Origin of the sequence: Pseudomonas sp. SW-3 (genome assembly GCF_016615645.1) — a bacterium.
Classification (GTDB): domain Bacteria; phylum Pseudomonadota; class Gammaproteobacteria; order Pseudomonadales; family Pseudomonadaceae; genus Aquipseudomonas; species Aquipseudomonas mandelii.
Genome location: NZ_CP067098.1, coordinates 4,946,725 through 4,965,382, shown reverse-complemented (window position 1 = coordinate 4,965,382; position 18,658 = coordinate 4,946,725). Strand labels below are relative to the sequence as shown.

Below are 18,658 nucleotides of genomic sequence, written 5' to 3'. Positions count from 1 at the left end.
GAAGGCGGCGGGTCATTCACCGATGATGTCGAATGACACGCCGCCTTCGCGAGCAGGCTCGTTCCTACATGTCGAACTCACAGACGGTTCCAGGCCCATGGCGATCATCGGTTTGCTGCGGGCATAACGGCTCAACCGTTCGGTCATGGCGTAGGGCATTGGCGGATCGAAGGAAAACCCTCGGCGTTCATAAAAGCCCCGCAAGTCCGGGTGGCAGAACAGCCAGACCGGTTGGTCGAGACCGCGCACCGCTTCGGCGATCAACGCCGCCGCGATGCCCTGTTCGCGACAGGCCGGATCGACGAACAATCCCGTCAACCAATGCCCCCCCGAGACCGGCCGCAAACACAGCGCGCCAATGATCTCCTCGCGTCTGGCGACCCACAGCTGAGCGTCGCGAACCGCTTTCATCGACGATTGGTGGGCGCGATAAAACTTGTTCATCAACGGCCATAACGGCTCGGCGAGCAGGGTGTACTGGGTGTCGGGCATGGGTTCGATCTGTCGGTGCGCAAAGCGGGCGATTATAAAAGAACGCGCGGCCGGCGATAGGTGTATACCTGATCTCACATCCCGTATGAGTGGAGTACGTATCATGGCCAAAGGCATGGATTCAAAAAAAGCGGCAAAGAAGAAACCGGCGAAAACCGCCGATGAAAAGCGCGCAGACAAGAAGGCCAAGAAGGTGGATGTGTTCGGTCATTGATCTCGCCACAAGGGAGCCCGGTCTTCGGGCTCCTGCTGCATGCCTAAAGAAGTAACCCAATAATCCGCAAGATTTCCCTGCGCCATTGCACAGAGGGGGACCGGTCCCCGATCTGAGCAACGCCATGCCCCATTACTTCGATGCCGCCCACGGGCAGACATTGCGAGTTCGTTTGATGCGCTGCAGCGCTACAGGCATTCCTGATTTGCCTCGCTGAACCGATTTTGTCCTCAATACTGGCCGACTAGTGGCCTTGCGCCCCTCTATCGACTGTCTACGCTGACTTCTAACTACCCATGTCGCTCGCCATATGAAAGATGGCGCAGCAAGAGCGCCCAACCCAAGGCGCCGACAGGGAGTAACAAGGAGCTGGCCGGTAAAGGGAATTACTTATGAAACCGTTAGGGCTGGCCCGGTCCCGGGCTATCAAGAGAAGGATGTCTTGATGAGTGCGTTGCTGCATGGACACTCCGATTGAACATCATTGATCACCTGACACTTCCTCCCGTGGAGGAACGCGTGTGCCTGTTCCATAGAACGTTGTGGTGGATCCGTTGAAAGACCAAAGACCTTTCATCAATCAAAAGAACGCGCTGAAGGTGATACGACCATGTTTAACCTACATCACAAGGCTGACCTGCTGGAAATCGAGCGCTATAGCTGCGCGTTGAGCGAAGCCAACGCCAAGTTGGCGGCGGTCAGTCGATCAATGGCGATGATCGAGTTCACGCCGGACGGCATCGTGCTGGATGCCAACGACAACTTTTGCAGTGTCATGGGGTACAGCGCCGACGAAGTGCGCGGCAAACATCATCGGATCTTTTGCGAGGAAGCATTTTATCGCAGCGAGGCTTACGCGAAGTTGTGGCGCGACCTGGCCCGTGGCGAACCGGTGGGCGGGAGCTTCTTGCGCTTGAACAAGCGCGGCAAGGAGGTCTGGCTCGAAGCCAGTTACATGCCGGTGTTCGGTCCCGACCGTCAGGTTAAAAGCGTGATTAAAGTTGCCACTGACATCTCCGCCAGGGTTTACAAGGAACACGAAGAAGAAAGCATGCTCGCCGCCATAGGTCGTTCCATGGCGGTGATCGAGTTCACCCCCGAGGGCAACGTCATCACGGCCAACGATAACTTTCTGAAGACGATGCATTACTCGCTCAACGAAGTGGTGGGGAAACACCACAGCCTGTTTTGCCACCGCGCCGAAGCCGAGTCGTCGGCTTACAAAGCGTTCTGGGCATCACTCAATCGCGGCGAGTATCACTCCCATCGTTTTGAACGCAAAGATAAACACGGCCATACCGTGTACCTCGAAGCGTCCTACAACCCTTTGTTCGACGCCAAGGGCCGGCTCTACAAAGTGGTGAAGTTTGCCAGCGACATCACCCGGCAAATCGCCACGTTGCAAACCGCTGCGGAGTCGGCGCACAGCACGTCGGTGCAAAACGACGCCTGTGCGCAGAAAGGTTCTCAGGTGGTGCAGCAAACGGTGCAGATCATCCAGGACATTTCCCGGGATTTGAACGAAGCCGCGCTCAGTATTGATGCCGTCAGCAAACAGTCCGACATCATCGGCACCATCGTGCAGACGATTCGCGGCATTGCCGACCAGACCAACTTGCTGGCGCTCAATGCAGCCATCGAAGCGGCCCGGGCCGGCGAGCATGGGCGGGGTTTTGCGGTGGTCGCCGATGAAGTACGCAGCCTCGCGGCACGCACGAGTCAGGCGACGCTGGAGATCGTCGACGTGGTGCGCAAGAACCATGACCTGTCGTTGAGCGCGGTGACCAGCATGCAGTCGAGCTTGAGTCGAACCGGACTTGGGGTGGAACTGGCGAACGAGGCGGGGGAGGTGATCCTGGAGATTCAGCAAGGGTCGCGGCATGTGGTGGATGCGATCAGTCAGTTCAACGAAACGTTGCAGTTGAACTGACTGATCGCGTCTCTTGTAGCAGCCGGCTGTGCCGGTTGCTGCATGAAGTGCAGGGTTCTCCCTGCCGTTAAAGCGAAGCGAGGAACTTGTCGACCACCTGGCTACTGCCTTTCTCACTGTTGGCGTTTTCTTTCTCGACCTGCGCCAGTTTGACCTTGTCCTCCGTGCGCTCGGCGATCTCTTTGGCGATTGCCTGTTGTTTCTCCGGTGGCATGGCTTGTACTTCTTCTTCAGTCAGCCCCATCTCTTGCAGAATGCTGTCGCGCAGGCGCTGCTCAGGCGTTTTGCTCATGTAGTCCTTGAAGTCGCTCATGGCGGCGCTGTCCGTGACCCTGGCTTTAACATCGGCCGGCAGTTGGAGAGACTCGAGCGCTTGCAATTGCACGCGGGTTTTGGCGAACGCTTCATCCACGTTGTCGCTGATTTTGCTCGCCTCGCTGACTTGCCGGGTGGCGTCCCGGGTGGCGGAAGTCTGCACCTGCGCGGTTTGCGCCTGAACGTTGCTTTGCAACGTTTGCAGCATCGCCCCCTGAAGGCCGGCAGCGGCTTCAGCCGCAGGATCATCGCCGGGCTTCTTGGAGAGCGGGATCATTAACGTTTGTTGTTTGGCACTGACCAACATGATGAATAGACCTTGCAGGTAGTTGTGGTGCGGTGCTTTGAGCAAATAGTATGCCTATAAGCAAAAACCACTATAAATCAACCAGTTAGTGAGTGCTGGTCGAGGGGGTGACGTGGGTTCTGCGGTTAGTCTTTGCCGCTTGGCGGCAAACAAGGCAGGGCATCAAGGCAGGCCATTGCAGCCGAACTTGAGGAACCCCGGACGTTGTGCTAGTCGCTGAAAATACTCGTCGATGGCCGGGTAATCGGGCCGCTCCATCGGGGTCATCAGCCAGCGGTTGACGGACAGCCCGATGACAATGTCGGCGAGGGTGAAGCGTGGCCCGGCGACGTAAGCTTTGGTCGCCGCGAGCTGGTGTTCGAGGATGCCCATCTTCTGGTTCCAGCCACGTACACCGGCAGCAATGTGATGCGGGTCCTGGAACTCCGGATCTTTGCGCACCAATGCCGTGAACGCATAGCTCCATGAGGCATTGAGTTCAGTGGCTTGCCAATCCATCCATTGCTCGACCCGAGCGCGCGCGGCCGGTTCGTGGGGGAGCAGATCGGTGTTCTGGTGTTTGCCGGCCAGATAACGGCAGATGGTGTTGGACTCCCACAGCACTCCAGCGTCGTCGATGATCACCGGCACCAGCGCGTTGGGATTGAGCCGCAGAAACTCCGGTGTGTGGGTTGAGGCATAACCGCTACCCCAATCCTCGCGTTCGTAGGCAACGCCCAGTTCTTCACAGGTCCACAGGACCTTTCTGACATTGATGGACGACGCCTTACCCAAAATCTTCAGTGCATGTTCCATTGAGCTACTCCGTTAGCGATTCGACGCTTCAGGAATCTGACAGACATTGCGCGGTTTTCAAACCGGATCCGGCAACGCCGAGGCGGGCAAACCAAATGTGCGATCAAACAGCCAGTTGAACGCGAAGGTGTAGCACGGGATGAAAATGATCAGCGCCAAGTCCAGCAGGAAAGCCTGCAGCAGGCTGATGTTCATCCACCAGGCGATCAGCGGGATGAGAAACACTATCAAGGTTAGTTGAAATCCTACGGCATGGGCGATGCGCCGTTTAACGGTGCGGGTGCGCGATGGCTGACGACGTTCCCAGCGCTCGAACACTGTGGTGTAGATGAAATTCCAGGTCACTGCGATGGTGGTGATGATGACGGCCAACGGCCCGGTGCTGCCGGGTGAGGTGCCGGACAGCAATGCCAGGCCCAGCGTCGAGAAGGTCATGCCAAAGACTTCGAACAGCGACACGTAGACCAGTTTTCGTTTAACGCCTTGCATGGAGTTTTGCCTCTTTCTCGCGAACTTGAAGCCAGCAGCACTGGCGAAGGCGACGAAAGATAGCTTCAATAGTGCTGACAGAAAAAGTCAGAAGCTTTCAATTTTATTGATAGGACGAGGAATGAATTTCAACAGCGACAGCATCGAGTTGTTCCTGGCCGTGATCGAGCGCGGTTCGTTTTCGGCGGCGGCGCGTGCGCTGGGCAAAGTGCCGTCGGCGGTGAGCATGGGCATTGCCAACCTGGAAGCCGAGCTCGGATATCCGCTGTTCGATCGCAGCCATCGCGAACCGGTGCCGACGGCGATGGCCAGTGCGTTGGTGCCGCACGCGCGGTTGATCGCCGAACAGCTCAAGCAGCTGCAGGTGCATGCGATCGAGCTGTCGCTGGGGCTGGAAAGCAAGTTGTCCATTGGCGTCGTGGCAGACCTCGACAAGCGCCATTTGCTGGCCGCGATCAAGGTCATCGCCCAGCGTCATCCGCTCCTGGAAATAGAACTGCTCAGCGCGCCCCAGGACGATGTGCTGGCGATGCTCCACAGCGGTCGCGTCAGCGTTTGCCTGGCCTTCGCGGGGTTGAGCATGAACGTACTGGAGCGATTCCAGTTCGTCGGCACCGAGCGCGTGATCGCCACGCTGGCAGCGGACAATCCGCTGTTTCAGGGCGAGGATTTGTTTCTGGAGGATCTGGTTCACGTGCGGCAAATCATCGTTGCCAGTCGCGACCTGCCGATCAGCGAAACCCGGCCTTTGGTGGGCGAATCCTATTGGCGCACCGACACCCTCGCCATGGCGCTGGAAATGGTCGAAGCCGGGTTGGGCTGGGGCAATTTTCCGTTGTCGGTGGTCCAACCGTTGCTCGATGCCGGAAGACTCAAGCGCCTGAGTTTCCGCAACATCGAGAACGGTCTGGTGCTGCCGGTGCACGCGGTATGGCTCAAGAGCCAGCCGTTGCAGAAAGGCGCGATGGCGTTTGTGGAATTGATGGGGGGATGATGCTCGGACAGGGGTGACTTTTCTTCGAAGAGCCACTAAGTTGCTGACCACTTGTCTGTTTCGGACAGGTCTATCAAGGAAGTAATGGCGCGTGAACAAGGGAATGATCAAATGGGGTTTTGTGGCGGGTTTGTTGGCGCCGATCTGGCTGCTGGTTGGTGTAGTGATTGCCGGCAGTTTGTATCCGGGATACAGCCATCTCAATCAGGCAATGAGTGAGCTGGGTGCAATTGGGGCACCGACTCATGGCGTGTCGCCGCTGATCAATAATTACCCATTGGGTGTGTTGTTTATCGTCTTCGGTCTGGCCGCGTTCGCGACCTTCCATACCTCGAAACTCGCTCGACTGAGCGCGGTGCTGATTGTGCTGCACGGTGTTGCCAGTTTCGGCGCCGGTTATTTTTCCTGCGATATCGGCTGTGGTCTGGAAAATCCCTCCGACAGTCAGAAGCTGCATAACCTTTCGGGCCTGGTGATGTTTCTGACGTTGTTGATCGCCAACGCGCTATGGGTCTATCTAGCGTCGCGAGTATTGGGCTTGAAATGGTTCGCCTGGTTTTCCCTGGTATGCACCCTTGGGGCGTTGTTGGTGCTGCCATTGATGGGACAGGCTGTTGAGGTGGGGCAGGGGTTTGGTTTGTACCAGCGGATCAACTATGGCGTGTCGATCCTTTGGGTTGGCGTGTTTGCCGGGGTGCTGATAAGCCGTCGCGCTTAGTAACTGATCGTTCCCATGCAGACCAGAGCGTGGGAACGATCAGATGCCGTGTCAGGTACTTTCGCGCACCTTCAACTCAAACCCCATGTCCTGCACCGGTTTCGCCACGGTGTTGCCCGCCAGCAAGGTCAACATCAACTCCGCCGAACGTCGGCCAATCGCCTCGCGCGGGGTACTGATGCTGCTCAGGCGCGGGACCATGTGCGCCGAGGCGGGCAGGTCGTTGAAACCGAGGATCGCCACTTGTTCGGGGATTTTGATCCCGCAACGCATCGCTTCAAGCAGGGCGCCCTGGGCCAGGTCGTCGTTGCCGAAGAAAATGGCATCGACATCAGGATGATTGGCGAGCAGTTGCAGGAACAGTTCGCCCCCCAGGCCGACGGAGGAGGCGCGCGGCGTCAGCACTTCCAGGTCCGGGTCATACAAACCGGCCTTTTGCAGGGCTTTGCGGAAACCTTCGCCGCGCAGCAAGGTGCGTTGATCCAGCTGCGCGCCGATGTAGGCCAGGCGCTTGCGCCCACGTGACAGCAAATGGTGCGCCGCCGTTTCACCCGCCGCGAGTTGCGAGAAACCCACGCAATTGAGCCCGGCGGCGCTGTCCAGTTCCATCATGTACACGCACGGAATGTTGCTCGCCTCGATCATCCGTCGCGAACTTTCGGTGCGGTCGAAACCGGTCAGCAGCAAACCGCGAGGCTGATACGCCATGTAATTGCGCAGCAGGTTTTCTTCTTCATCGCGCGAATAATGGAAGTTGCCGATGAGCACTTCGAAGCCCTTGGGGCGCAAAACCTGATGAATGGCTTCCAGCGTATCGATGAACAGCAGGTTGGACAGCGAAGGCACCAAAACCACCACCGAATGGCTCTGGGCCGAGGCTAAGGCGCGGGCGGCAGGGTTGACCACGTAGTTGAGTTCAAGGGCCGCTTTCTGCACTTTTTCCACCAGTTCGGTGGCCACCGTGCTGACGCCGCGCAAGGCGCGGGAGGCGGTGATCGGGCTGACACCGGCCAGGCGTGCCACTTCGTTCAGGGTAGGGCGGCCAGTGGTGCGCGTATTCTTATCGTTTTTAGGGGAGATCATCGGACGGCTTGCCAAACAAAATTCGAGGCACTAAGGTAGCGCTGTCTCGATGCAGCTGCAAATGCGTGAGCGGGGTTTGCCTGATCCCCGCTTTTTGGCATTGGGAACGAACATGCTGCAACCCACAAAAATGACAAGAAGGCGTCGGCAACTTCTGCTTTTGCTCAAGCGTCATAACTGGCAAAGGTAGCGCTGTCTGCGCGCTGAGGTGTTACATGAATCATTCCATCACCGCCCTGGTCATCATGGGCGTTGCCGGTTGCGGCAAGACTTGCGTCAGCGAGGCCTTGTGCCAACTCAGCGGCGCGACCGCCATTGAAGGCGACACTTTCCACCCTGCCGCCAATATCGAAAAGATGAGCGCGGGCATCCCCCTGAACGACGAAGACCGTGCCGGCTGGCTCGACAGCCTGTGCGATGAATTGCGCCGCGTCGACGCTCAAGGCCAGCGCCCGGTGCTGACCTGCTCGGCCCTCAAACACAGTTACCGCGAACGTCTGCGCAGCGCCTTGCCGGGCCTGGGCTTCGTGTTCCTTGAGCTGACCCCTGAAGTCGCCGCTGATCGTGTCTCCCACCGGCCGGGCCACTTCATGCCTTCGACCCTGATCGACAGTCAGTTCGCCACCCTTGAATCCCCCGTTGGCGAGCCCTTGACCCTGGCGCTGGACGCTTCAAACCACAGCGTCGAGCAACTGGCGAAGCAAGCGCATGTCTGGTGGCAGGCCCATGGCCTGAAACAGGCCGTATGAGTTTTTTCCGAAGAGATAGCGCTGTCCTGATGGCGTGCGAGTTACCCGCTTTAATAACAACAACAACCAGGAGACACCCCTAATGTTTGGCATGTCCCACGAGACGTTCCTGCTGCTCGATGCAGTGGTCACGGTGATCGGGCTTATCGTCCTGATCACCAAGTTCAAGTTCCACCCGTTCATTGCCCTGATCATCGCCGCAGCCTTTCTCGGGCTGACCTCCGGCATGCCGATCGGCACCATCATCAAGGCGTTCCAGGACGGCTTCGGTGGGGTGCTCGGTTTTGTCGGGATCATCCTCGCGCTGGGCACGATGCTCGGCAAAATGATGGCCGAGTCGGGCGGGGCGGATCAGATTGCCCAGACCCTGATTCGTGCGTTCGGCAAGGACAAGGTGCAGTGGGCGATGATGTTCGCCGCGTTCTTGGTCGGCATTCCGCTGTTCTTCGAAATCGGCTTCGTGCTGCTGATCCCGCTGGTGTTCATCGTCGCCCGACGTACCGGCGTGTCGATCATCAAGATCGGTATCCCGCTGCTGGCCGGTCTGTCCGCCGTGCACGGCCTGGTTCCGCCGCACCCGGGTCCGTTGCTGGCCATCGGCGTGTTTGGCGCTGACATCGGTAAAACCATTCTTTACGGTCTGATCGTTGCGCTGCCGACGGCCATCATTGCCGGTCCGATCTACGGCACGTTCATCGCCAAATACATCCCCGGTCATCCTAACCAGGAACTGGTGGATCAACTGGCACGTGAAAACGATTCTGCCGATCTTCCGAGTTTCTCCATCACCTTGATCACCGTGCTGTCGCCGGTTTTCCTGATGTTGCTCAAAACCTTTGCCGATGTGGTGCTGCCGGACGGTAACTTCTTCCGCACCTTCATGGACCTTATCGGTCACCCTATCTCGGCCCTCCTGCTGGCGTTGCTGCTGTCGCTATATACCTTCGGCTACAAGCAAGGCATTAGCTCCAACCAGATGCTCAAATGGCTGGACGCGAGCCTTGCGCCAACCGCCGCGATCATTCTGATCATCGGTGCCGGTGGTGGCTTCAAGCAGATGCTGGTCACCAGCGGTGTGGGTGACGTGATCGGCCACATGGCGGTGGAAGCGCAGATCTCGCCGATCCTGCTGGCCTGGCTGGTGGCGGCGGTGATTCGTGTGGCAACCGGTTCTGCAACCGTGGCGACCATTACTGGCGCAGGCATCGTGGTGCCGGTGGTGGGGATGATTCCGGGTGTGAACCGTGAGCTGCTGGTGCTGGCCACTGGTGCCGGTTCGTTGATCCTGTCTCACGTCAACGACGCGGGTTTCTGGCTGGTGAAGCAGTATTTCAACATGACCGTGGCGGAAACCTTCAAGACCTGGACCGCGATGGAAACCATCCTGTCCATCGTTGCGCTGGGCTTTATCCTGTTGCTGTCGATGTTCGTTTAAGCGGCTCTTTGTTTAAGCAAGGCGCAGGCACAAAAAAACCGCAGCAATGCGGTTTTTTTGTGGGTGATGATTTCATGGCTCAACACATCACCCTTGTAGGAGTGAGCCTGCTCGCGATAGCGGTGCGGCAGTTGACACTTCAATTGGATGTGATGGCCTCATCGCGAGCAGGCTCACTCCTACAGGTTAAGCGTTAGCCGGCGGATTTCGGGGCCAGGCCATCCGCCCGAAACATCCCGCGAATCCCGCGCACTGCCTGACGAATCCGGTCCTGGTTTTCGATCAGCGCAAAGCGCACATGATCATCCCCATACTCACCAAACCCGACGCCTGGCGAGACGCAGACCTTGGCCTCGGCGAGCAATTTCTTGGCGAACTCCAGCGAGCCCAAGTGCGCATAGGCTTCGGGGATCTTGGCCCAGACATACATCGACGCTTTCGGATTCTCGACCATCCAGCCCAGTTCGTGCAGGCCTTTGACCAGCACGTTGCGACGCTGCCGATACTGCTCGGCGATGTCCTTGACGCACTGCTGATCGCCTTCCAGCGCCGCAATCGCCGCGACCTGCAGCGGGGTGAAGGTGCCGTAGTCGTGGTAACTCTTGATCCGCGCCAGGGCGTTGACCAGTTCAGCGTTGCCGACCATGAAGCCGATGCGCCAGCCCGCCATGTTGTAGCTCTTGGACAGGGTGAAAAATTCCACCGCGATGTCCTTGGCGCCCGGCACCTGCATGATCGACGGGGCTTTCCAGCCGTCATAGACGATGTCGGCGTAAGCCAGGTCGTGCACCACCAAAACGTCATACTGCTTGGCGAGGGCGATCACCCGCTCGAAGAAATCCAGTTCCACGCATTGGGCGGTGGGGTTCGACGGGAAGCCGAGAATCATCATTTTCGGTTTCGGGATCGAGCCGCGAATCGCGCTTTCCAGTTCAGCGAAGAAGTCCACGCCCGGGATCAGCGGCACCGAACGCACCTGGGCGCCGGCAATCACGGCACCGTAGATGTGAATCGGATAACTGGGGTTCGGCACCAGCACGGTGTCGCCCTGGTCGAGGGTGGCCAGCATCAGATGCGCCAGGCCTTCCTTGGAGCCGATGGTGACAATGGCTTCGGTTTCCGGGTCGATATCGACCTCGTAGCGATCCTTGTACCAATTGGAAATGGCCCGGCGCAGACGCGGGATACCCTTTGACGTCGAGTAGCCGTGGGTGTCTTCGCGCTGGGCGACGGTGACCAGTTTTTCGACGATGTGTGGCGGAGTAGGGCCATCAGGGTTGCCCATGCTGAAGTCGATGATGTCTTCGCCACGACGACGGGCGGCCATCTTCAGCTCGGCAGTGATGTTGAATACGTAAGGGGGGAGTCGATCTATGCGCGCAAAGCGGCGCGGCGAACCTGGGTTAGCCATTGTTGCCTCGGTAACGTGAGCGCCCGGAACCGTCCGAGCGACGCTGGCCACTGCGGTGGCCTGTGGCGGAATGTAAGGGCTGTTGTGGCACACTGTCCAGCGACTCTGTAAACAAATTTGTCCGAAGGAACCCGGTTGATGGAATTTACCAGCGGCTTTCTGCTGAGCCTTTCGCTGTGCCTGGATATCGGCGTGGCCAACATCGCGATGATCACCCTGGCCATGCAGCGCGGCTATTTTCAAGGCTTTGCCCTGGGCTTGGGCACTTGCGTCGGTGACCTGATTTACGCGGTGCTGGCGTTGGCGGGCATGACCGTTTTGCTGCAATACGAAACCGTGCGTTGGGTGCTGTGGATCGGCGGTTCAGCGTTGCTGGTGTATTTCGCGGCGAAGATGATCTATTCGGCGATTCACCATGAAGCGGTGTTGGCGCAGTCCGCCGAGGTGGGGCAGAACTCTCACCGCAAGGAGTTTTTCCGCGGGATTTTCCTGGCCATGTCGTCACCCAGCGCCATTCTCTGGTTTGCGGCCGTGGGCGGTACGCTCATCGCGCGCTCCGGTGGCGGTGATGCCGTCAGTTCGGCGCTGTTTCTCGGCGGTTTTCTGTGCGCCGGAGTGTTCTGGTGCGTCGCGTTGTGCTTCGCCGCGAGCCACGGCGGCAAGTTGCTGGGCGACAAACTGCTGCGTTACTCCTACATGGCATCAGCGGCGATCTTCTGCTATTTCGCGGTGTACGTGATTCTATCGGGTTATAACGAGTTTGTTGGTGCGGGCGCCGTCGAGCAGTTGCACGCCCTGTAATTAGGCGAATCGGGTTTGGCTTCTATACTCCCAGCCGAACCCATTTTTTTTGCAGCAAGGAGTTGAGTCATGGATGAGCAAACAGGCGTGAAACCGGCCGAGCCACGCTTCGAACATGGGCATTTTCTGCTCATTGCAGGGCTGGGTGGTCGATTTACCCAGCAGACCACACAAGGCATTCCCGAACTCTGGGAAAAATTCATTCCCGAGATGGGCAAGATACCCGGCCAAAAAGGTGAAGTGACCTACGGTATTTGCTGCAATCCCGATGGCAAAGGCGGGTTTGAGTACATCGCCGGCGTCGAAATCGCCAAACTCGACGACCTGCCCGAGAAGTACCGCTGGGTCGAGGTTCTACCCCAGCATTACGCGGTGTTCGAGCACAAAGGCACACTGGACCAGTTGCCCGCGACCTTTCAGTACATCTGGAAAACCTGGCTGCCACAGTCCGGCCATCAGGCGGCGGACGCGCCAGAGTTCGAACGCTACAGCGAAGACTTCAACCCGAAGCTCAACACCGGCGTGCTGGAAATCTGGCTGCCGCTAAAAGACAAATGACCGCATCAAGAGGCGAACCCACGTCCGCCTCTTGATCGTTACTTGCTCCGCTTCATCCGTCGCGACCGCATCACGTCAATCGACAACGTCACAAAGCCAAACGTGCTGATGCCCAACAGCAAGAGAAGTCCGATCTGAACGCTGCTCATGGTGTGTTCCCCCTATCGATGATCAGAGACAGGCAACACCAATAATCCGATCCGATCGGCAATGAAAGCGCCTATACGAAGGCTTTACGACATCAGCAGTGATCGATATGAACACCTTATTAATTTATGATCCCCAGCCTTTCCCACGCTGAATCCGAGCTGCCATGAACACCGTCATCCGCCACGTCACTCCCGCCGACCTGGACCGCTGCTTCGCCATCGAAACCGTTGCCTACGAAGGCGACGAAGCCGCCACCCGGGAAAAAATCGCCACGCGCATCGCCACCTGGCCCGACGGTTTCATCGTCGCCGAAGTAGACGGCGTTGTAGCCGGTTTCATCAATTCCGGTGCGGCGTTTCAGGTGGAAATGTCAGACGAAGCGTTCAAGGAGCTGATTGGCCACGACCCGGCCGGGCCGCACGTCGTGATCATGTCGGTGGTGGTGCACCCGGATTTTCAGGGGCAGGGGCTGGCGAAGCGTTTGATGGGCGAATTCATCGAGCGCATGCGGGCGATGGGCAAGACCCACATCCATCTGATGTGCAAGGAACGGCATATTCCGCTGTACGCCGGATTCGGCTTTGCCTACATCAAGCCGTCGGCCTCCGACCACGGCGGAATGGCGTGGCATGAGATGGTTCTGGCGCTGTAACCAACATATATCAAGCACCGAAGATCCCCTGTGGGAGTGAGCCTGCTCGCGATGGCGGTCTGACAGTCGACACTTCTGTTGAAGGTTATGCCGCCATCGCGAGCAGGCTCGCTCCCACATTGGTTAGGGGGCGTGTCAGTAAAGACTGTCCCGTACCCGCGCCGGCGCTTCCCGGTCATACGTTTCGGCATCGAAATGCCCGTCATTCAAGCGCTTGTGAAAAGCCCCCGCCGTTGGCAGTGCCGAGCGCTCCAGATGCTTCTCGGGGTTCCAAAAATCCGAACGCACAATCGCTTTCGAGCAATGGAAGTATGCCGCGTCCACGGTCACCAGCATCACTGTGCGCGCTGGTTTGCCGTTCACCGCAAAGCTCTCCAGCAACGTCGGTTCCGCGCTGATCTGCGCCGTGCCGTTGACCCGTAACGTCTCGCCGATGCCGGGGATGATGAACAGCAGCGACACCCGCGAATCGAGCACCACATTGCGCAGCGTGTCGATGCGGTTGTTGCCCGGACGGTCCGGGATCGCCAGGGTCTTCGGGTCGATGATCCGCACGAATCCCGGCGTGTCGCCACGAGGCGAACCGTCCAGGCCATCAGGCCCGGCCGAGCTGATGATGACCAGCGGCGAGGCGCGGACCATGGCCTGATAGTCCTCGTTCAGAAAGGCAATCTGTTTGCGCACGGCGCGGTCGTGGGGTTGGCCGTAGATCGCTTCCAGTGCTTCGATACTGTCGAGCATAACCACCTCAGAAAACCAGACTCATGCGCCGTTCATAACCGATCCGGCCCTTGTACGCCTCGCCGCTGTCGACCCAGCCAAATTTTGCATAGAGCGCAATGGCGGCCTCATTGTCCGCGTCCACCGAGAGTTCCAGCGCTTTGATTTCCGGAAACGCCAGCCGGGCGACGTCGGGCAAAGCTTGCAGGCAAGCCTTCCCATAACCTTTGCCTTGAGCGCGGTGATCGACTTGCAACGCATGCAAGGTCGCACTGTGTTCATCGGCCCAGGCCGGCAACACGGGCGGGCGTTTGAGCAGCAGGAAGGCCACGGGAACCTCCTCGGCCAGTAGCGCAAATCCCTTGACGCCGGGACCGGGTTTGGACAGCAAGGTGTGCAATGCACCGTGGATGTCGCCGGAGAATTTAATCTGCTCTTTATGCACTTCGATGGCCTCGATTTGCTGGCGCTGGCGCGCGTTCAGGCGTTCGTAAGGCACGAGTCGGGTTGTCACTGGAGTGTCCTTTTTCCAACAAAATAGGCGTTGGATTCTAACGAGTTTGCATTCATGGATTATTTTTATTTCGACTGTCGATTTGGCGGTGCGCCAGACGACTAAGGGTGTCTTCACAACAAAAACCACGGAGAACCACCATGAACGCAACCCAAGAAATCCAGGCCCTGATCGACACCTATCGTGAGGCGGTCATCGCCAAGGACGTCAAAGAACTCATGCAGCTGTATGCCGACGACATCGTCTCCTACGACGCGGTCAAGGCCTTGCAGTTTCGCGGCAAGGCGGCTTACCGCGCGCATTGGGAAGAGTGCATGGAAATGTGCCAGGGCGCGCACACGTTCGACTTCGCCCACTTGAACATCGTCGCGGACGAGCACATCGCCTTCGCTCACTGGCTGGCCCATTGCGGCGGCACCAACGAACAAGGTGAAACCCAGGCCTGCTGGATGCGTGTGACCGCCTGCTATCGGCGCGATGCCGGGCAATGGCGCATCGTCCATGAACACTGGTCGGCCCCGTTCGACATGACCAGCGGCACGGCGCTGTTCAACCTTGAACCCTGATCACCGGGCTGTTTATCGGGAAGCAGCGCCAAAACGCCAATCAGCAGCCATAGTTGATCAGTTCGATCCGGGAGAGCCCACATGAAGTACCTATGCCTGGTCTACAGCAACGAACAGGAGTTGCACTCGCTGCCTGACAGTCCCCATGACGCCGAGTGCATGGCCTACGCCGAGGCGATCCAGGGCAGCGGCCGGATGATCGCAGCCGAGGCGCTGGAATCGGTGCAGACCGCGACCACCGTGCGCATGCGCAACGGCAAGATGTCGATCACCGATGGCCCGTTCGCCGAAACCAAGGAGCAGTTGGCCGGCTTCTACCTGATCGATGCCAAAGACCTCAATGAAGCGATCCAGGTCGCCGGCAACATCCCGGCGGCCCGGGTCGGCAGCGTCGAGGTGCGGCCCGTTCGCCAGTTGAATCCCTGAATAACAAGCACAAGACAGGAGATCCCCATGAGTCCGCAACCCTATAAGCATCAGCCTGCCGAATTCGAGCTGTCCATCAGTCGTCTGATCGACGCGCCGCGTCGCAAGCTCTTCCGCGCCTGGACCGAGCCGGCCTTGCTCACTCAATGGTGGGGGCCGCATGGCATGACCACGCCGGAGTGCGAAATGGATCTGTGGGTCGGCGGCCAGTTTCGCACCCTGATGCGCGCACCGGACGGGACTGAGTATCCGACCATGGGAGTCTTCCTGGAAATCGTCGCGCCTGAACGCCTGGTGTTCACCGACGCGTTCACTCCCGGGTGGATTCCTTCGGGCAAACCCTTCATGTCGGCCGAAGTGACCCTCGAAGACAAGGACGGCAAAACCCTCTACACCGCCCGGGCCATGCACTGGTCCGAAGAAGATCGTCAGGCCCACGAGGCCATGGGGTTTTACGATGGCTGGGGACAAAGCCTCGATCGCTTGGTGATGCTGGTGACTGAAGGCATGCCGGACTGATGACTGACGCTTCGGTCACGGCTCGGGTCGAGCAGGTCTACCGCGAAGAGTCGCGGCGGATTCTGGCGACGCTGATCCGTTTGCTTGGCGATTTCGACCTCGCCGAAGAGGCCCTGCACGAGGCATTTTTCGTCGCGGTCGAGCGTTGGCAGCGTGACGGCGTGCCGGATAACCCGCGCACGTGGCTGGTGTCCACCGGTCGCTTCAAGGCCATTGATGTGTTGCGTCGGCGCGCGCGTTTTGCCGCGTCCCGGCCGATGTTGATTGCTCAACTGGAGGAGCTGGAACAGGCCGACTGGAGTGATGAGGACGTGGAAGACGATCGTTTGCGGTTGATCTTCACCTGTTGTCACCCGGCCCTCGCGTCGGATGCCCAGGTGCCGTTGACCCTGCGCGAAGTGTGCGACCTGACCACGGAGGAAATTGCCCGCGCCTTTCTCTCGGCACCGGCGACCATCGCCCAGCGCATCGTGCGCGCCAAAGCGAAAATCCGTGACGCGAAAATCCCTTATCAAGTGCCGACACTGGCGGAACTGCCCGAGCGTCTCGACAGTGTGCTGAGGGTGATTTACCTGGTGTTCAACGAAGGTTACTCGGCGTCGGTCGGCGCCGAACTGACCCGCGAGGACCTGACCCGCGAAGCGATCCGGCTCGGGCGGCTGTTGATGGAGTTGCTGCCGGAATCGGAAGTGATAGGGCTGCTGGCGTTGATGCTGTTGCATGAATCACGACGCCCGGCCCGCACGTCGGCGAGCGGTGAACTGATTGTGCTGGATGAACAGGACCGCTCGTTGTGGGATGCCGGGATGATTGCCGAAGGTTGCGCGCTGGTGGAGGCGGCGCTGACCACCGGACGGTTCGGGCCTTATTGCCTGCAAGCGGCGATTGCGGCGGTGCACGCCGAAGCGCCCACGGCGGGGGAGACCGACTGGCAGCAGATTGTGGGTTTGTATGACGTGCTGCTGGCGGCGGTGCCTTCACCGGTGATTGAGTTGAACCGTGCAGCGGCGATCTCCAGGCGAGACGGGCCGTTGGCGGGGCTGGTGTTGGTGGACGGGATACTGGGTAGGGGTGATCTGCTGGATTACCACTTGGCGCATTCGGCGCGGGCGGAGTTTTGTCGGCAGTTGGGGAGGGGTGAAGAGGCGCGGGCGGCGTATGAACGGGCGCTGGAATTGACGCAGCAGGTGCCGGAGCGGCGGTTTATCGAGGCGCGGATCAAGGCGCTGAGGTGATGTGAACCGACGGGCCCCATCGCGAGCAGGCTCGCTCCTACGGAGGGGCGTACACAAATTTTGTGATCACCGCGATCCACTGTGGGAGCGAGCCTGCTCGCGATAAGGTCCGCAGGACCTTCATTCCAGCAGCTTGCCGAGCAACCAGCTCCCTGCCGGCCCCGGCGGATGCAGCCGCGACCACAAGGCATCGACAAACACCGGTTTCGGCCAGCCCCGCACGTCCAGCTCCTGCAATGTCCCCGGGCCAAACCGCTCCACCAGCCATCGCGGCAACGGTGCCCAGCCAAACCCGCCCTGGGCCATTTCCAGCAGCATCAGGTAACTCGGCGCCGACCAGACGCGTCCCTTCGCACGGCTTTCATACGGATTGACGATCGTCGCCAGACGCAACTCCCGATGCTTTTGCAACACGTCTTGATCGACGAGGCCCAGCGCTGCCAATGGATGCTCGCGGGACACGAACAGGGCAATTTCCGTGCGTTCATCCACGGTCGAGCTGACCAGGTCCGGCGGGTAACTGTCCTGCTTTTCGGCAAAGGCCACATGCGCCCGGCCGCTTTGCACCAAGGCCACCAGGTCATCGCATTCAGCGATCAGGCATTCGAGTTCAAGGTCCGGATAACGCTGATCGAACGCGCTCAACGCCGCTTCGAAACGGTCGGACTGATAAGTGTCGGAAATCGCCACCGTCAACTTCGGCTCAACCCCTTGGGACAGCAGACTGGCGGTCATTGCCAGGCGGCTGGTGGCGGCCAGGATCTCCTCGGCCCGCTGCAGCATCACGTGCCCGGCCGGGGTCAGGCTCGGCTTGCGGCTGCTGCGGTCGAACAGGACCAGGTTCAGATCGATTTCAAGGCTGGCAACCGCTGCACTGATGGTCGACTGGCTGCGGCCGAGTTTGCGTGCTGCCGCAGAAAACGAACCTTGCGTCGCCGCCTGGACAAACGCTTGCAACACTTCCTGAGAAGCCATGAACTATCGCCTTTGTCGATGGTTATTGGTTGGAAAGTATCGACGTAGGGCTGGATGATGGCAACCACAGTCACTCAGAGATTCCTGATCATGAGCGTCAACAAATCCATCACTGAACGTATTTTCCAGGCCATCGCTTTCGAAGTGCTGGCCATCCTGATCTGTACGCCGCTCCTGGCGTGGATCATGGACAAACCGATGCTCGAGATGGGCGTCGTCACGTTGGTCATCGCCGCCCTGGCGCTGGCCTGGAACGTGGTCTTCAACGGGCTGTTCGACCGTTTGCTCAAACGCTATGGCATCGTGCACAACGCCTGGGTACGGGTTGTCCATGCGCTGTTGTTCGAAGGCGGGCTGGTGGCGATGGGGGTGCCGCTGATTGCGTGGTGGCTGAACGTCAGCCTGTGGCAGGCGTTCCTGCTGGATATCGGCGTGTTGCTGTTTTTCCTGCCGTACACCTACGTGTATCACTGGGCGTATGACGTGGTGCGTGAGCGCATGTTGATGGTGTCTACTGCTCGCTAATCCAGAGTGAACCGCTTTTGTGGCGAGGGAGCTTGGCGGATCGCCGCACCGTCCCGCTCGAGTGCGAAGCGCTCGCAAAATCTTC

The 18,658-nt window shown here is 59.1% G+C and carries 22 protein-coding genes and 1 pseudogene; 14 read left to right on the top strand and 9 right to left on the bottom strand.

Annotation, left to right across the window (positions count from 1 at the left end; translation table 11 throughout):
- Window positions 1–12 precede the first annotated feature (12 nt).
- Window positions 13–492, bottom strand: coding sequence for a GNAT family N-acetyltransferase (locus JIO00_RS22350; RefSeq protein WP_200666860.1), 480 nt, complete (start codon window positions 490–492; stop codon window positions 13–15).
- Between the two features lie 824 nt (window positions 493–1,316).
- Between JIO00_RS22350 and JIO00_RS30220 the strand changes: the two are divergent.
- Both JIO00_RS30220 and JIO00_RS30215 read left to right on the top strand, forming a co-directional pair.
- Window positions 1,317–2,036, top strand: a pseudogene (locus JIO00_RS30220) (PAS domain-containing protein); the annotation flags it as partial.
- A 27-nt stretch (window positions 2,037–2,063) separates the two neighbouring features.
- Complete coding sequence (locus JIO00_RS30215; protein WP_238706180.1) at window positions 2,064–2,636, top strand: methyl-accepting chemotaxis protein; 573 nt, start codon at window positions 2,064–2,066, stop codon at window positions 2,634–2,636.
- 67 nt (window positions 2,637–2,703) lie between these two features.
- Here the strand turns inward: JIO00_RS30215 and JIO00_RS22340 are convergent, their stop codons facing one another.
- From JIO00_RS22340 to JIO00_RS22330, 3 genes are all read right to left on the bottom strand, one after another.
- Window positions 2,704–3,258, bottom strand: coding sequence for a hypothetical protein (locus JIO00_RS22340; protein WP_077748727.1), 555 nt, complete (start codon window positions 3,256–3,258; stop codon window positions 2,704–2,706).
- 162 nt (window positions 3,259–3,420) lie between these two features.
- A complete protein-coding gene (locus tag JIO00_RS22335) occupies window positions 3,421–4,053 on the bottom strand; it encodes a glutathione S-transferase family protein (RefSeq protein WP_010457337.1) in 633 nt (210 codons plus the stop codon).
- 57 nt (window positions 4,054–4,110) lie between these two features.
- On the bottom strand, window positions 4,111–4,542 hold the full coding sequence (locus JIO00_RS22330) for a PACE efflux transporter (protein ID WP_200666856.1): 432 nt from the start codon (window positions 4,540–4,542) through the stop codon (window positions 4,111–4,113).
- 121 nt (window positions 4,543–4,663) lie between these two features.
- Between JIO00_RS22330 and JIO00_RS22325 the strand changes: the two genes are divergently transcribed.
- Both JIO00_RS22325 and JIO00_RS22320 read left to right on the top strand, forming a co-directional pair.
- Window positions 4,664–5,536 (top strand): LysR family transcriptional regulator, encoded by an 873-nt coding sequence (locus JIO00_RS22325; protein ID WP_010457333.1) that lies wholly within the window; start codon window positions 4,664–4,666, stop codon window positions 5,534–5,536.
- 103 nt (window positions 5,537–5,639) lie between these two features.
- Entirely contained in the window at window positions 5,640–6,254 is a 615-nt protein-coding gene (locus JIO00_RS22320; RefSeq protein WP_412070807.1) for a DUF998 domain-containing protein, read from the top strand.
- A 51-nt stretch (window positions 6,255–6,305) separates the two neighbouring features.
- On the opposite strand, the gene JIO00_RS22315 is transcribed toward JIO00_RS22320, so the two are convergent.
- On the bottom strand, window positions 6,306–7,337 hold the full coding sequence (locus JIO00_RS22315) for a LacI family DNA-binding transcriptional regulator (RefSeq protein WP_077748682.1): 1,032 nt from the start codon (window positions 7,335–7,337) through the stop codon (window positions 6,306–6,308).
- Window positions 7,338–7,552: 215 nt separating this feature from the next.
- Here JIO00_RS22315 and JIO00_RS22310 point away from each other — a divergent pair, with 215 nt between their 5' ends.
- Both JIO00_RS22310 and JIO00_RS22305 read left to right on the top strand, forming a co-directional pair.
- On the top strand, window positions 7,553–8,086 hold the full coding sequence (locus JIO00_RS22310) for a gluconokinase (RefSeq protein WP_010457327.1): 534 nt from the start codon (window positions 7,553–7,555) through the stop codon (window positions 8,084–8,086).
- An 82-nt stretch (window positions 8,087–8,168) separates the two neighbouring features.
- Window positions 8,169–9,521 (top strand): GntP family permease, encoded by a 1,353-nt coding sequence (locus JIO00_RS22305; protein WP_083375903.1) that lies wholly within the window; start codon window positions 8,169–8,171, stop codon window positions 9,519–9,521.
- A gap of 193 nt (window positions 9,522–9,714) precedes the next feature.
- On the opposite strand, the gene alaC is transcribed toward JIO00_RS22305, so the two are convergent.
- Window positions 9,715–10,932: an alanine transaminase gene (gene alaC, locus JIO00_RS22300; protein WP_102594217.1), complete on the bottom strand. Its 1,218-nt coding sequence runs from the start codon at window positions 10,930–10,932 to the stop codon at window positions 9,715–9,717.
- Window positions 10,933–11,070: 138 nt separating this feature from the next.
- Here alaC and JIO00_RS22295 point away from each other — a divergent pair, with 138 nt between their 5' ends.
- The 3 genes from JIO00_RS22295 to JIO00_RS22285 all read left to right on the top strand — a co-directional run bounded on the left by JIO00_RS22295 (window position 11,071) and on the right by JIO00_RS22285 (window position 13,093).
- Window positions 11,071–11,733, top strand: a complete 663-nt coding sequence (locus JIO00_RS22295) for a LysE family translocator (protein WP_077748680.1) — start codon at window positions 11,071–11,073, stop codon at window positions 11,731–11,733.
- A 69-nt stretch (window positions 11,734–11,802) separates the two neighbouring features.
- A complete protein-coding gene (locus tag JIO00_RS22290) occupies window positions 11,803–12,291 on the top strand; it encodes a GyrI-like domain-containing protein (protein ID WP_010457321.1) in 489 nt (162 codons plus the stop codon).
- A 313-nt stretch (window positions 12,292–12,604) separates the two neighbouring features.
- A complete protein-coding gene (locus JIO00_RS22285) occupies window positions 12,605–13,093 on the top strand; it encodes a GNAT family N-acetyltransferase (RefSeq protein ID WP_010457320.1) in 489 nt (162 codons plus the stop codon).
- 135 nt (window positions 13,094–13,228) lie between these two features.
- Here the strand turns inward: JIO00_RS22285 and JIO00_RS22280 are convergent, their stop codons facing one another.
- Together JIO00_RS22280 and JIO00_RS22275 are read right to left on the bottom strand one after the other, a co-directional pair.
- Entirely contained in the window at window positions 13,229–13,834 is a 606-nt protein-coding gene (locus JIO00_RS22280) for a pyridoxamine 5'-phosphate oxidase family protein (RefSeq protein WP_200666855.1), read from the bottom strand.
- 7 nt (window positions 13,835–13,841) lie between these two features.
- Window positions 13,842–14,327, bottom strand: coding sequence for a GNAT family N-acetyltransferase (locus JIO00_RS22275; protein WP_200666854.1), 486 nt, complete (start codon window positions 14,325–14,327; stop codon window positions 13,842–13,844).
- A 140-nt stretch (window positions 14,328–14,467) separates the two neighbouring features.
- On the opposite strand from JIO00_RS22275, the gene JIO00_RS22270 reads away from it, so the two are divergent.
- The 4 genes from JIO00_RS22270 to JIO00_RS22255 all read left to right on the top strand — a co-directional run bounded on the left by JIO00_RS22270 (window position 14,468) and on the right by JIO00_RS22255 (window position 17,073).
- Window positions 14,468–14,893, top strand: coding sequence for a YybH family protein (locus JIO00_RS22270; protein ID WP_145309282.1), 426 nt, complete (start codon window positions 14,468–14,470; stop codon window positions 14,891–14,893).
- Between the two features lie 81 nt (window positions 14,894–14,974).
- Entirely contained in the window at window positions 14,975–15,319 is a 345-nt protein-coding gene (locus JIO00_RS22265; protein ID WP_010457311.1) for a YciI family protein, read from the top strand.
- Between the two features lie 27 nt (window positions 15,320–15,346).
- The gene (locus JIO00_RS22260) at window positions 15,347–15,838 is read left to right on the top strand and encodes an SRPBCC family protein (RefSeq protein ID WP_010457306.1); all 492 of its coding nucleotides are present in this window, start codon (window positions 15,347–15,349) and stop codon (window positions 15,836–15,838) included.
- Window positions 15,838–17,073 (top strand): RNA polymerase sigma factor, encoded by a 1,236-nt coding sequence (locus JIO00_RS22255; protein ID WP_200666853.1) that lies wholly within the window; start codon window positions 15,838–15,840, stop codon window positions 17,071–17,073. The genes JIO00_RS22260 and JIO00_RS22255 overlap by 1 nt, the downstream gene beginning before the upstream one ends.
- Window positions 17,074–17,193: 120 nt before the next feature.
- Here the strand turns inward: JIO00_RS22255 and JIO00_RS22250 are convergent, their stop codons facing one another.
- Window positions 17,194–18,048 carry a LysR family transcriptional regulator gene (locus tag JIO00_RS22250; protein ID WP_077748674.1) on the bottom strand — a complete coding sequence of 285 codons (855 nt, stop codon included), beginning with the start codon at window positions 18,046–18,048 and terminating at the stop codon, window positions 17,194–17,196.
- Between the two features lie 90 nt (window positions 18,049–18,138).
- Here JIO00_RS22250 and JIO00_RS22245 point away from each other — a divergent pair, with 90 nt between their 5' ends.
- Window positions 18,139–18,573 (top strand): multidrug/biocide efflux PACE transporter, encoded by a 435-nt coding sequence (locus JIO00_RS22245; protein ID WP_200666852.1) that lies wholly within the window; start codon window positions 18,139–18,141, stop codon window positions 18,571–18,573.
- Window positions 18,574–18,658: the final 85 nt, after the last annotated feature.

What these genes read in the sequence shown, in the direction of transcription:
- JIO00_RS22350 (WP_200666860.1), bottom strand. Translation starts at nt 492, where the DNA reads ATGCCCGACACCCAGTACACCCTGCTCGCCGAGCCGTTATGGCCGTTG.
- JIO00_RS22340 (WP_077748727.1), bottom strand. Translation starts at nt 3,258, where the DNA reads ATGTTGGTCAGTGCCAAACAACAAACGTTAATGATCCCGCTCTCCAAG.
- JIO00_RS22335 (WP_010457337.1), bottom strand. Translation starts at nt 4,053, where the DNA reads ATGGAACATGCACTGAAGATTTTGGGTAAGGCGTCGTCCATCAATGTC.
- JIO00_RS22330 (WP_200666856.1), bottom strand. Translation starts at nt 4,542, where the DNA reads ATGCAAGGCGTTAAACGAAAACTGGTCTACGTGTCGCTGTTCGAAGTC.
- JIO00_RS22325 (WP_010457333.1), top strand. Translation starts at nt 4,664, where the DNA reads ATGAATTTCAACAGCGACAGCATCGAGTTGTTCCTGGCCGTGATCGAG.
- JIO00_RS22320 (WP_412070807.1), top strand. Translation starts at nt 5,640, where the DNA reads ATGATCAAATGGGGTTTTGTGGCGGGTTTGTTGGCGCCGATCTGGCTG.
- JIO00_RS22315 (WP_077748682.1), bottom strand. Translation starts at nt 7,337, where the DNA reads ATGATCTCCCCTAAAAACGATAAGAATACGCGCACCACTGGCCGCCCT.
- JIO00_RS22310 (WP_010457327.1), top strand. Translation starts at nt 7,553, where the DNA reads ATGAATCATTCCATCACCGCCCTGGTCATCATGGGCGTTGCCGGTTGC.
- JIO00_RS22305 (WP_083375903.1), top strand. Translation starts at nt 8,169, where the DNA reads ATGTTTGGCATGTCCCACGAGACGTTCCTGCTGCTCGATGCAGTGGTC.
- alaC (WP_102594217.1), bottom strand. Translation starts at nt 10,932, where the DNA reads ATGGCTAACCCAGGTTCGCCGCGCCGCTTTGCGCGCATAGATCGACTC.
- JIO00_RS22295 (WP_077748680.1), top strand. Translation starts at nt 11,071, where the DNA reads ATGGAATTTACCAGCGGCTTTCTGCTGAGCCTTTCGCTGTGCCTGGAT.
- JIO00_RS22290 (WP_010457321.1), top strand. Translation starts at nt 11,803, where the DNA reads ATGGATGAGCAAACAGGCGTGAAACCGGCCGAGCCACGCTTCGAACAT.
- JIO00_RS22285 (WP_010457320.1), top strand. Translation starts at nt 12,605, where the DNA reads ATGAACACCGTCATCCGCCACGTCACTCCCGCCGACCTGGACCGCTGC.
- JIO00_RS22280 (WP_200666855.1), bottom strand. Translation starts at nt 13,834, where the DNA reads ATGCTCGACAGTATCGAAGCACTGGAAGCGATCTACGGCCAACCCCAC.
- JIO00_RS22270 (WP_145309282.1), top strand. Translation starts at nt 14,468, where the DNA reads ATGAACGCAACCCAAGAAATCCAGGCCCTGATCGACACCTATCGTGAG.
- JIO00_RS22265 (WP_010457311.1), top strand. Translation starts at nt 14,975, where the DNA reads ATGAAGTACCTATGCCTGGTCTACAGCAACGAACAGGAGTTGCACTCG.
- JIO00_RS22260 (WP_010457306.1), top strand. Translation starts at nt 15,347, where the DNA reads ATGAGTCCGCAACCCTATAAGCATCAGCCTGCCGAATTCGAGCTGTCC.
- JIO00_RS22255 (WP_200666853.1), top strand. Translation starts at nt 15,838, where the DNA reads ATGACTGACGCTTCGGTCACGGCTCGGGTCGAGCAGGTCTACCGCGAA.
- JIO00_RS22250 (WP_077748674.1), bottom strand. Translation starts at nt 18,048, where the DNA reads ATGGCTTCTCAGGAAGTGTTGCAAGCGTTTGTCCAGGCGGCGACGCAA.
- JIO00_RS22245 (WP_200666852.1), top strand. Translation starts at nt 18,139, where the DNA reads ATGAGCGTCAACAAATCCATCACTGAACGTATTTTCCAGGCCATCGCT.